This is a genomic window from Streptomyces sp. NPDC004266 (genome assembly GCF_042874095.1).
Taxonomy (GTDB): domain Bacteria; phylum Actinomycetota; class Actinomycetes; order Streptomycetales; family Streptomycetaceae; genus Streptomyces.
The window spans coordinates 20006-31289 of record NZ_JBIAMM010000002.1 but is presented as its reverse complement, the minus strand read 5'-3'; the positions used below and the strand labels follow the sequence as shown (position 1 = coordinate 31289).

Here is an 11284-nt window from a genome sequence, read left to right as displayed (position 1 = left end):
CGCCCCTTCGCCGTCCCTACTCGAGGGTGAGCCGGTCACCGAGGGCGGCGGCCCCCAGGATCTTCTTGCGGGGGACGCCGTAGACGCGGACCTCGAGATCGGGGCACTGCTGGAGTGGGGTGAGGTCCAGCGTTCCCTCCTCGGAATGCACCTCGCGAAGGTGAAGAAGACGCAGCGATCCGAGCTCCGCCACCGACTCGATGCTTGCCACACGGGGGCAGGAAGTGACGACGAGGACGCGGAGCCGTGAGCAGTCCAGTGAGCGCAGAAGAGACAGATCGGTCAGCTGCTCGTTCAGTCCGATGCCCAGAAACCGCGGAGCCTGCCCGTTCAGCCCATGGACGATCTCGTCCGGATCGAAGTCCTCGACGATGCTGATGCTGTCCAGGCCGTCGAGGTTCCGCAGCAGACGAAGGTGCTCGGAGGTGTGAGCCATGAGCGAATCGCCCGGCCGGAAGAGGGAGACGACGTCCTGTGCGAACGCCTCGGCGGGAAACGCTTCCCAGCTCGCGCCGAAGAGGTGGGCCCTTCCCGCCACGGCGAAGGTTCGAGCGTAGGGGAGGGCCTCCCGGCCGCCGACGGCGACGATGAGGTTGGCGATCTGGCGCTCGGCGTCCTTCGTCACGGTCTCCGGTCCGGGCAGCATCGGCAGTACGTAGCCGCCCAGGCGGGCCAGCCGGCTCACCTGCTCCGGGTTCCGCGGTGGGATCACCGACTTCACCGCCTTCCTCACCCGGTTGTGCAGGCTTCCGTCCAGCCAGGCCGCGTGCTGGGCCGTCAGCGCCGCCAGGACGTACAGCGTGGTCTTCAGGTCCCGTTTGCGAGTGGCTGAACCGGCCGCCAGGAGGCCCTCCACCAGGACGGGGAGGTCGCGCCGGGTGCAATGGCCGGCTGCCAGCAGGAGGACGTCGTGCCATTGCTGGTCGTGGGTGTGCCCGAGGAGTTCCTTGAGTTGGTCGTCCTCGACCAGCTCCTTCGCGGCCAGGAAGTCCTGGAAGGTGCGGTGGGCGAAATGGAAGACGCCGTCGGTGCGCTCCTGGAGGAGGCCGCTGCGGTTCAGGAGGTGGGTGAGGATCTCCTCCGGGCTGCCCTGGTCGGCGACCCTCGGCATGCCCGGCAGGGCGCGGGTCAGCTGGTGCAGCGCCTGCTCGCGGCCGAACTCGGTCTGTCCGCCCCGGACCAGCCAGGCCGCCAGCCGTTGGAGGAGCTGGGTGTGCTCCTCCACCGACATGCGGATGCCGTCCGGGGCGTCGATGCGACGCCGTTCGTCGCGGACGCCGAGCAGCATCTGCAGGGCCGAGGAGTAGAGCGCCCACCGGCTCTCCGGCAGAAAGCCCTCCCGTAGCCGGTGCAGGGCGCAGATGACCGCGCAGAGAAGCGGGGTCCGGGCCAGGTCGGCCAGGGTCGGGTTGTGCCGGAATTGCTGGGCCAGGTCCCGTTCGAGGTCGGCGAGGTTTCCCTCGGCGTCGCCGTCGAGGCGAGCGGCTGCGTGCCAGGCGGTGACGAAGGCCTGGATGTCGGCGTCCCGGAGGGGGAGGAGGGTGAGTTCCTCGAACTGCTCGGCTCCGAGCCAGTCGGGTGCGACGGCGAAAGGGCGTACGGTCGCGACGCAGCGGGTGCGGGGGTAGCGGGTGAGGAGTCGGGAGAGCCAGGCGTGGGCGGCCTCGCGCTCGTCCGAGGGGACCTCGTCCAGGCCGTCGACCAGAAGGAGGCCTCGCCCGGAGGCCAGGATCCGGCCCGCCCAGCCCTCGGGAGCGGGATCGACCATGAGGCCGGCGACCCCGGGCAGGTCGGCAGGGGAGGGGTAGCCGGTTCCCTGGGCGCGGAGGGTGCGCAAGGGGACGACGAAGGGGACCAGGCCGTTCAGCTCGGCGAGGTTCGGCCCGAGGGTCCCGGCGGCGGCGTGCGCCGCGAGCCACCACACGAGGGTGGTCTTCCCGGCACCCGCGTCGCCGCGGAGCAGGACCCGGGGGCGGGAGGCGAGCAGGTCGTCGATCCGCTGCGGGACGGCAGCGGTCTCGCCGTTCCGTGAGGTGGCCTCCAGCGAGACGTACGCGGTGTCGAGATCCCATTCCGAGGCCCGTTTGCCCAGCTCGTCCAGCCCGAAGATCCGGGTGCGGCGGTAGACCGCGCCGATCGCCTCGGCGTAGTCCTCCTCGTGGGGTTGGTCGTGGGGGTGGGTACGCGTGACCGGCATGGGGGGGACATAGGGGGCGAACCACTCGCGCGCCTCCTCGTCGGCGAGGATCGCCGAGAGGGGAACGCACTCCAGGCGGCGGTGTCCCCGCCCGCGAGGCACGGCCCGAACGATGCCGACGAGGCAGCCGTCGGCGAGGACGGGGGCGCCGGAGAGGCCCGCGAGTGGGGAGGAGCCGCTCTCGTCGGCCGTCACGGGCGGGTGGTCCAGTTCGACGGTCAGTACGCGGCGCAGGAGCCCTGCCATGGGCAGCACGGTTCCGGTGAACTGGTCCAGGTCGGGCTTCTGGCCGTCATGGCGCTGGACCCGGGGAAGCCGAGGATCTCGCAGCCGGGGACCGGCCGGTCGGTGGCGATGGTGCTGAGTCGTGGTGCCGGGCCGAGACGTGCGGGACTGCGTAAGAGAGCGGCGTCGAGGCGCTCGTCCGACCAGACCACCTGTGACTGGTGGGCGGGCCGCAGTGCGGGCACCACCTTGGCGCTGTACGCGCCGTCGAGAACGTGGGCGCTGGTCAGGACGAGGTCGGGGGCGACGAGGACCCCGCTGCCTTGTCGCCTTCCCAGGACCAGGACCGTGCTGGGGACCGCTGTCACTGTTCCGCCGCCTCGGGCAGCCCACCGAAGCCCGACAGGTCGGGCTCCTCGTCGTTCCCCACCAGCCAGGGGCCGCCCGTCGCCGCGTTCCTCGGCTTCAGGGTGACGGCGACCCGGTGGGTCTCGCCCTTCGCGCGGGTGGCGTCGGCGCCCGCCTCCACCACCCAGGCCTTCACCTTGCCGCTGCCCTTCACCTCCTGGCGGAGTTCGATCGTGAACTCCATTTCGATGTCGCCCACCTCGAAGGCGACGGCCTGACCGGTGGCCCGGCCGGCGGCGGTGATCAGTTGGTCCCGTACGGACTGGATGGCGTCGGCGAGTTCGATCTTGCTCATGACCTGGAAGTTACCGACGCGGGGGTGAGGGCGGAGGGGTTTCGGGCGGCTCGGCCGCGTGACCCAGGTCGCTTTCGGGCGGCTCGGCCGCGTGACCCAGATCCCACTCGGGGCGGCTCGCTGGTGACAAGGCGCACAGGCGTTTTCGGGGGTACTAACCGGAATAGTGGCGACGTTTGCTGTCGATTCGGGACGTTCAGGTGTGAACCGCCGGGACTTTGGTCCCGAGGGGCGTCGAACCGGGCGTGGGGCGGCCTTTCGGGCGGTTCCGGGCGCCCGCGACGTGCGCTTAAACCGATTCGCTTGTGGCGGTATGTCCGTTTTCGCGACCCCTCTCGGGGGTCGTCAAGGGGTGAACTTTCCAGGAGATCGCTACGACGTGATGTCGTAGATGGGGTGTTTTGGCCGGGCCGGGGGTCCGGGTTACCAAGGATGAGCAAGCCCGACGCAGCGACCGTCCGCGTCGGGTCCCGTACTTCCCGGAGGTTTTCCCCCGTATGTCGAAGCGCGTCATGAACCCCGCCGCCCGTATCACCGCCGTTGCTCTCGCCACCGCGGGTCTGGGAGCGACGCTGGTGGCCGGAGCAGGGTCCGCCTTCGCCGCCGAGGGCAAGGCCGCCGCCCCGGCCGCGCTGACCGCGTCCGCCGCCGTCGCCGCCCAGGCCGACGCCCAGGCCCACGTCGCCGCCCAGGTGAAGACCGCCGTCGCCAAGGCCGCCGCCGTGAAGGCCACGCCCGTGAAGGCCGTCAAGAAGGCCACCCCGGCCTGGGTCAAGCCGGTCACCTCGTACGCCCTCAGCGCCAGCTTCAACCAGGGCGGCGCCATGTGGGCCCACAAGCACTCCGGCCAGGACTTCGCCGTCCCGGTCGGCACCCCGGTCAAGGCCGCCGGCCTGGGCACCGTCGTGAAGGCCGGCCCGAACGGCGGCGGCGACGGCCCCGCGTACGGCAACGCGATCGTCATCAAGCACGGCAACGGCACGTACTCGCAGTACGCCCACCTGTCGAAGATCCAGGTCCACATCGGCCAGAAGGTCGGCGCCGGCCAGCAGATCGCCCTCTCGGGCAACACCGGCAACTCCTCCGGCCCGCACCTCCACTTCGAGATCCGCACGACCCCGAACTACGGCTCCGCCGTCAACCCGATGGCCTTCCTCCGGGCCCACGGCGTCGGCGTCTGACGCACCCGGTCGCTCAGGCCCGCTGGGCCTGCTCGATCAGATCGAGGGCGACCTCGAGGACGGCTTCCTGCTTCTCCTCGGGGTCGCCCTCGACGTTCTCCATGAAGAAGGTCCCGGCGTGCAGCGCGAAGATCGCGCTCACGGCGCGGACCTTGTCCTTCATCGGGGACTCGGGCTCCTGGATGAACTGGTTGAGCGCGATGAAGCGCTCCTTGAAGGTGAGCCCGATGCTCAGGTCGCGCACGGTCGCCTGGTTCTCGTGCATGAAGCGGAAGAGCGGGGCCGCGGCGAGCAGCGCCTTCTGGTAGCGGCGCAGGATCTCCTGCTTGGTCTCCAGGGTGCGCGGCTGCTCGCCGGCCCAGGCGACCAGCTCGTCGATGGGGCGCGCCAGGTCCTGGAAGATCCCGATGATGATGTCTTCCTTGGTCTTGAAGTGGTAGTAGAGCGCGGCCTTGGTGACGTCGAGCCGCTCCGCGATCTCGCGCAGCGAGGTCTTCTCGTAGCCCTGCTCGGCGAAGAGTTCGAGAGCCACGTCCTGGATGCGCTGGCGGGTGTTGCCTCGGGCCATGACGGGTCTCCGTTTTCCAGAAAACTTACTTGACGCCCGGCTAGTTACCGGCCTAACGTCCTCAGTGTAGTAACTAGCCGGGCGGCAAGTAAGGGATCGACATGGCGACGAAACAGAACGTTCAGGCAGCACAGGGGGAGGTTGCGGACCCGCAGCCGCGCAGCGTACGCGTCGTCCTCCTCGCCCTCATGATCGCGATGCTGCTCGCGATGCTGGACAACATGATCATCGGCACCGCGATGCCGACGATCGTCGGTGAGCTCGGCGGTCTGGAGCACCTCTCCTGGGTCGTCACGGCCTACACCCTGGCCACCGCCGCCTCCACCCCGCTCTGGGGCAAGCTCGGCGACATGTTCGGCCGCAAGGGCGTCTTCCTCACCTCGATCGTGATCTTCCTGATCGGCTCGGCGCTCAGCGGCATGGCCCAGGACATGGGCCAGCTCATCGGCTTCCGCACCGTCCAGGGCCTCGGCGCCGGCGGCCTCATGGTCGGCGTCATGGCCATCATCGGCGACCTGATCCCGCCCCGCGAGCGGGGCAAGTACCAGGGCATGATGGCCGGCATCATGGCCCTCGCCATGATCGGCGGCCCCCTCGTCGGCGGCACCATCACCGACCACTGGGGCTGGCGCTGGTCCTTCTACATCAACCTGCCGCTCGGCGCCGTCGCCCTCGCCATGCTCACCACGGTCCTGCACCTGCCGAAGAAGCAGCGCGCCACGGGCACCCGGATCGACTTCCTCGGCGCCGCGCTGCTGACCGCCGGCATCACCGCGATCGTCCTCGTCACCACCTGGGGCGGCACGGAGTACGCCTGGGGCTCGGCCACCATCGTCGGCCTCACGATCGGCGGCGTCGTCGCCCTCGCCGCCTTCCTCTTCGTCGAGACCCGGGCGAGCGACCCGATCATGCCGCTGCACATCTTCCGCAGCCGCAACTTCACCCTGATGTCCCTGATCGGCTTCATCACCGGCTTCGTGATGTTCGGCGCCGTCCTCTACCTGCCGATCTTCCAGCAGGCCGTCCAGGGCGCCTCGGCCACCAACTCCGGCCTGCTGCTCCTGCCGATGCTGCTGTCGATGATGGTCGTCTCGCTGCTCGTCGGCCGCTTCACCACCAGCACCGGCAAGTACAAGGTCTTCCCGATCGTGGGCGGCGCGCTCATGGTGGCCGGCCTCTTCCTGCTCTCCACCATGGACACCGGCACCTCGCGCCTCGTCTCCGGCGTCTGGATGGCCGTCCTCGGCGCCGGCATGGGCTTCCTCATGCAGATCACCATGCTGGTCGCCCAGAACAGCGTGGAGATGAAGGACATGGGCGTCGCCTCCTCCTCCACCACCCTCTTCCGGACCCTCGGCTCCTCCTTCGGCGTCGCGATCATGGGCGCGCTCTTCACCAGCCGCGTCCAGGACGAGATGGCCTCCCGCGGCGGCGCCGGGCTCACCGAGCGGACCGCCCAGCTCGACGCGGCGAGCCTCGCCAAGCTGCCGGCCGCGCTCCGCGAGGCCTACCAGCACGCGGTCGCGTCCGGCACGCACGGCGCCTTCCTCATCGGCTCGGCCGTCGCCGTCCTCGGCTTCGTCCTCGCCTTCTTCGTCAAGGAGGTGGCGCTCCGCGGAGCCGGACCGGCCGCGGCGCCCCAGGCGGAGGCCGGCGACGACGCGCCCAAGGTCGCCGAGAAGGTCTGACCGCTCGTACGGAGAACAGGTGGGGCCGGTCCCGGAAGGGCCGGCCCCACCGTCATGCGCTCACTCCGCCAGCCGCAGCACCGGGAAGCTGCCCGTGTTCGTCGGCGCGTGGTCCGGCAGCCACAGCACCGCGATGGCACCGCCCACCCCCTCCGCGGCCCCCTCCGAGGCCACGTTCCGGAAGGTCAGCCGGGCGCCGAGGACCCGGGCCTGGCCCGCCGCGATCGTCAGGCCCAGGCCGTGGCCCTGGCCCGCGCGGTCGCTGGTCCCCGTGCGGAAACGGCTCGGACCCTCCTTGAGGAGCGCCTCGGGGAAGCCCGGACCGTGGTCGCGGACCCGGACCACCCGGCCCTCGACGGTGACCTCCACCGGCGTCCTGCCGTGCTTGGCCGCGTTGGCCAGGAGATTGCCCAGGACCCGCTCCAGGCGGCGCGGGTCGGTGTTCACCCAGGACTCGTGCACGACCCGGACGACGACCTCCGGGTCCAGGGCCCGCACCCGCCGCTCCACGAACTCGCCGAGCGCGATCTCCTGGAGCTCGGCCCGCTCCGACGCGCTGTCGAGCCGGGCCACCTCCAGGACGTCCTCCACCAGCGTCCGCATGGCCTGCGCCCGGTCCCGTACGAGCTCGGTCGGGCGCCCCGGCGGCAGCAGCTCGGCCGCCGTGAGCAGCCCCGTGACGGGGGTGCGCAGCTCGTGCGCGATGTCGGCGGTGACCCGGCGCTCGGCCTCGATCCGCTCGTTCAGGGCGTCGGTCAGGGCGTCGACGGCCCAGGCCAGGTCGTCGGTCTCGTCCCGCACGACCCCGCCGACCGCGTCCCGCACCCGTACGTCCGTGTTGCCCTGGGCCACCCGGCCGGCCGCGACGGCGGCCTTCCGCAGCCGCCGCGAGAGCCCGCCGCCGATGAGCACGCCGAGCGCGCAGCCGCCGAAGACCACCGACACCGAGCCGATCACGAGGGCCCGGTCCAGATCGTTCATGATCGTCGCGCTGCGGTCGGCGAAGGGGATGTGCAGCGACAGCACGTCGCCGTTGGCGAGCGGCACGGCCGCCCACACGTCCGGCGGCCCGCCGTGCCGGTGCTCCTGCACGTACGTCCCGCGTCGCTTGTCCCGCATCAGCTGGTCCAGCTGGTCCGGCAGCGCCGGGTCGTTGATCTTCGTGCCGAAGCGGGGCTCCTTCGGCTTCGACGTCTCGTACATCCGCTGGGCGAAGAGCAGCCGCTCCATCTGCACCTCGCGCGCGTTGTCGAGCATCGAGATGCGGGCGGCGTTGTGCACGACGATGCTCAGGGTGACCGCGATGAGGGCGCCCACCGCCGCGATGGCGACGGCGATCTTCCAGCGGACCCCGGTACGCAGGGGCAGCAGCTTCACCGGACCGCGCCCGTCTCGGGGGATGGCTCGTGGGGGATCATGCCGGGCTAGCTCTTGAGCTTGTAGCCGAAGCCGCGGACGGTGTCGATCCGGTCCTGGCCGATCTTGGCGCGCAGCCGCTGCACATGGACGTCCACGACCCGGGTGTCACCGCCCCAGCCGTAGTCCCAGACGCGCTCCAGGAGCTTGTCCCGGGACAGCACGGTGCCCGGCGCCGACGAGAACTCCAGGAGCAGCCGCATCTCGGTCGGGGTCAGCGCCACCGGCGCCCCGCCCTTGCGGACCTCCATGCCCTCGGTGTCGACCTCCAGATCGCCGAAGACGAGGAGCCCGCCGCCGTCCGGAGCGTCCCCCCGCTCGCCCGCGCCGCCCGCGTGCCCGAAGCGGCGCAGCACGGCCCGGATGCGGGCCATGAGCACCGAGCCGTCGAAGGGCTTGGTCACGTAGTCGTCGGCGCCCGCCTCCAGGCCGAGCACGACGTCGATCGAATCGGCGCGCGCCGAGAGCATGATCACGGGCACGGTCGACTCGTCGCGGATGCGACGGCAGAGGCTGACCCCGTCCATCCCCGGCAGCATCACGTCGAGGAGCGCGATGTCGGGCCGCTGCGCCCGGAAGGAGTCCAGGCCGGAGAGCCCGTCGGGCATGGCTGTCACCCGGAAGCCGTCCCGCTCCAGGGCGAGCTGGGTGGCCTCACGGATGACGTCGTCGTCCTCGACGAACAGGACATGGGTTTCGGCCATCGTGCGTGCCCTTCGGGTTCTGTGCGTTCTCTCGGTCCACGGCTCAGCCGGCGGGGGGCTCGGACGGCGCGGGCTCGGGGCCGTCGCCGACGGCCCTGCTGTAGTCGTTGTGCACCCAGTCGTGCTGGGTGAATCTGCTGCCCGACCAGCGGTAGGTGATCACGTCCTCGCCCGAGGGGTACGCGACCGGGTCGCCCTTCGCGTACACCTGCTTGGTGACGACGAGGTCGCCCCGGTCGATCGTGGCGTAGACCGCCGCGTCCTCGGCCATGAAGACGTTCTCGTACCGGTCGCTCTGCTTGCGGTAGACGTACGTGCCGATGCCGACGGCGTCGCCGCAGGTCATCACGTTGACGACGACGTCGGGGGCGGAGGCGTTCGTGAGGTCGCCGTAGGAGGCGTCCACGGGGTACGCGTCCGCGACGCACGGCTTCAGGTCGCTCTTCAGCCGCTGGCCGATCTTCGGGTCGGCCTTCAGGAGCGCGATCGGATCCACCCGCTCGGCCGACTGCGGGCCGGCGGCGTCGGAGGCGGAGGGGGTGGGCGCCGCGGCGGCGATCTCGTCGGTGCGGGCCGCGCCCTCGTCGCGGGAGCCGGTGCCGCCGGTGGAGCAGGCGGCCAGGGACAGCCCGACGGCGACGAGCCCGGCCGTCGCCGTGACGCTCGCCGCCTTGACGGTACGGCGCGGGCGGCGACGCCCGGTCGCGTACCGGTCGCCGCCGCCGAAGCCCGGGCCGCTGTCACCGAAGCCCGGGCCGCTGTCGCCGAAGCCGCCGGGGCCGCTGCGACGGTCCTCGGAGCCGCCGGGGCCCTGCGGGCCGCCGGAGCCCCCGAGGCCGTGCTCGTGGTCCCCGTGGTCCTCGTCCCCGTGGCTTCTGCCGTCGCCGTCGGGTTCGCCGTCTAGGCCGCGCACCGCTCCCGCCCCCCTTCGTCGCCTCGTACGGTCGCCCGCTCCCCCGTCCGCCCCAGGGCGCGGGCGTCGAGGTCACGGCTCTCCAGCTCCTGGCGGAGCCGGGCGAGCGCGCGGTGGAGCGTCGACTTCACCGTACCGGTCGACATGCCGAGCGCCGCCGCCGTCTCCTCCGTGCTCATCTGCTCCCAGTGGCGCAGGACGACGACGCTGCGCTGCTTCGGCGCGAGCACCTTCAGGACGTCCATGAGGAGGGCGCGGTCGGCGTGCTGCTCGGTCGGGTCCTCGATGCTCGCGTCCGGCAGCTGCTCGGTCGGCACCTCCTCGAGCTTGCGGGAGCGCCACCACTCGGTCCGGGTGTTGATCATGACCCGGCGCAGGTAGGCGTCGGCGAGGGACTTGTCGGCGATGCCGTCCCAGCGGCCGTACGTGCGGGCCAGCGCCGTCTGGAGCAGGTCCTGGGCGTCGACGGGGTCGGCGACGAGCCGGCGGGCACTGCGCAGCAGCGCGTCCTGCCGCGTGCGTACGTACTCCTCGAAGTCGAGCACCTCGCCCTGCCGCATCCCAACCGCCTCCGATCCCCGTGACCTTGTCCTCGTGTCGTCGACGACGCTACGGAGCGGTTGTCACGGGGCTGTGCGGGGCAGCCGTCGGTCGACGCACGGCTACCCATCGGTTGTGTAACAGCGGGGGCGGAAGAGGTTTGAGGCCCCGCTCGGGAGAGAGCGGGGCCTCGAAGGGGCCGGGCGCGGCCTCAGGACAGCGGGAGCCGGTACCGGTCGCCCTCCAGCGGTTCGACGAGACCGTCGGAGACCAGCCCGTCCAGGGCCCTGCCCCGCTGCACCGGCTCGTCCCAGACCGCGTCCAGGGCGGCCTGCGTCACCGGCTCCGTCGACTCCCGCAGCACCGCGAGGAGCCGGCCGCGCACCTGCCGGTCGGTCCCGGCGTACGTCTGGCCGCGCCGCGGAGGACCGTCGTGCGCCGGCTTCCCCGAGAGCCGCCAGGCGCACCGCTCGGCGATCGGGCAGCGCCCGCAGTCCTCGTTCTTCGCCGTGCACACCAGGGCGCCCAGCTCCATGGAGGCGGCCGCCCAGCGGGCGGCCGTCGGCTCGTCGTCGGGCAGCAGCGCCCGGGCGAGCCGCCGCTCGGCGGCCGTGGTCGCGTTCGGCGGGTACTGGACGCCGGTCGCCGCCCGCGCGAAGACCCGGCGCACGTTGGTGTCCAGGACCGCGTGCCGCTGCCCGTACGCGAAGGAGGCCACCGCCGCCGCCGTGTACTCGCCGATCCCGGGCAGCGCGAGCAGCTGCCCGTGGTCGCGGGGCACGTCGCCGTGGTGCCGTTCCGTTATGGCGACGGCCGCCGCGTGCAGCCGCAGCGCCCGGCGCGGGTAGCCGAGCCGGCCCCAGGCGCGGACCGCCTCGCCGGGGGCCTCCGCGGCCAGGTCGGCCGGGCGCGGCCAGCGCGCCAGCCACTGCTCGTACACCGGCAGGACCCGGACGACGGGGGTCTGCTGGAGCATGAACTCGCTGACCATGACGCCCCAGGCACCGGCCTCGGGGCGGCGCCAGGGCAGGTCGCGGGCGTGCCGGTCGAACCAGGCGAGGACGGGCCCGTGCAGCTCGGCGGGGAGCGCCGGGGCGGCGGGGGCCGTGGACGTGAGGGGAGTGTCGATGGAAGTCATGGCACCTCCGA

At 71.9% G+C, this 11284-nt stretch carries 11 protein-coding genes; 2 read left to right on the top strand and 9 right to left on the bottom strand.

Annotated elements, in window-relative coordinates; all coding sequences use genetic code 11:
• Positions 1–16: 16 nt before the first annotated feature.
• The 3 genes from ACFYUZ_RS04835 to ACFYUZ_RS04825 are packed head-to-tail and all read right to left on the bottom strand — an operon-like array spanning position 17 to position 3125.
• On the bottom strand, positions 17–2443 hold the full coding sequence (locus ACFYUZ_RS04835) for an NACHT domain-containing protein (protein WP_389306346.1): 2427 nt from the start codon (positions 2441–2443) through the stop codon (positions 17–19).
• Complete coding sequence (locus ACFYUZ_RS04830) at positions 2416–2790, bottom strand: trypsin-like peptidase domain-containing protein (protein ID WP_389306344.1); 375 nt, start codon at positions 2788–2790, stop codon at positions 2416–2418. Before ACFYUZ_RS04830 ends, ACFYUZ_RS04835 begins: the two co-directional genes overlap by 28 nt.
• On the bottom strand, positions 2787–3125 hold the full coding sequence (locus ACFYUZ_RS04825) for a trypco2 family protein (RefSeq protein ID WP_389306342.1): 339 nt from the start codon (positions 3123–3125) through the stop codon (positions 2787–2789). Before ACFYUZ_RS04825 ends, ACFYUZ_RS04830 begins: the two co-directional genes overlap by 4 nt.
• A gap of 497 nt (positions 3126–3622) precedes the next feature.
• On the opposite strand from ACFYUZ_RS04825, the gene ACFYUZ_RS04820 reads away from it, so the two are divergent.
• Complete coding sequence (locus tag ACFYUZ_RS04820) at positions 3623–4306, top strand: M23 family metallopeptidase (protein WP_389306340.1); 684 nt, start codon at positions 3623–3625, stop codon at positions 4304–4306.
• Between the two features lie 13 nt (positions 4307–4319).
• Here the strand turns inward: ACFYUZ_RS04820 and ACFYUZ_RS04815 are convergent, their stop codons facing one another.
• On the bottom strand, positions 4320–4874 hold the full coding sequence (locus ACFYUZ_RS04815; protein ID WP_389306339.1) for a TetR/AcrR family transcriptional regulator: 555 nt from the start codon (positions 4872–4874) through the stop codon (positions 4320–4322).
• Between the two features lie 101 nt (positions 4875–4975).
• Between ACFYUZ_RS04815 and ACFYUZ_RS04810 the strand changes: the two genes are divergently transcribed.
• Positions 4976–6562: an MDR family MFS transporter gene (locus ACFYUZ_RS04810; protein ID WP_389306337.1), complete on the top strand. Its 1587-nt coding sequence runs from the start codon at positions 4976–4978 to the stop codon at positions 6560–6562.
• Positions 6563–6622: 60 nt separating this feature from the next.
• Here the strand turns inward: ACFYUZ_RS04810 and cseC are convergent, their stop codons facing one another.
• The 5 genes from cseC to ACFYUZ_RS04785 form a co-directional block, all read right to left on the bottom strand.
• Positions 6623–7939, bottom strand: a complete 1317-nt coding sequence (gene cseC / locus ACFYUZ_RS04805) for a two-component system sensor histidine kinase CseC (RefSeq protein WP_389306335.1) — start codon at positions 7937–7939, stop codon at positions 6623–6625.
• Between the two features lie 47 nt (positions 7940–7986).
• Complete coding sequence (gene cseB / locus ACFYUZ_RS04800) at positions 7987–8682, bottom strand: two-component system response regulator CseB (RefSeq protein ID WP_389306334.1); 696 nt, start codon at positions 8680–8682, stop codon at positions 7987–7989.
• Positions 8683–8725: 43 nt separating this feature from the next.
• Positions 8726–9595, bottom strand: a complete 870-nt coding sequence (locus ACFYUZ_RS04795; protein ID WP_389306332.1) for a hypothetical protein — start codon at positions 9593–9595, stop codon at positions 8726–8728.
• Complete coding sequence (locus ACFYUZ_RS04790; RefSeq protein ID WP_389306330.1) at positions 9583–10155, bottom strand: SigE family RNA polymerase sigma factor; 573 nt, start codon at positions 10153–10155, stop codon at positions 9583–9585. The genes ACFYUZ_RS04795 and ACFYUZ_RS04790 overlap by 13 nt, the downstream gene beginning before the upstream one ends.
• 191 nt (positions 10156–10346) lie before the next feature.
• The gene (locus ACFYUZ_RS04785; RefSeq protein WP_389306328.1) at positions 10347–11273 is read right to left on the bottom strand and encodes an A/G-specific adenine glycosylase; all 927 of its coding nucleotides are present in this window, start codon (positions 11271–11273) and stop codon (positions 10347–10349) included.
• Between the last annotated feature and the right edge of the window lie 11 nt (positions 11274–11284).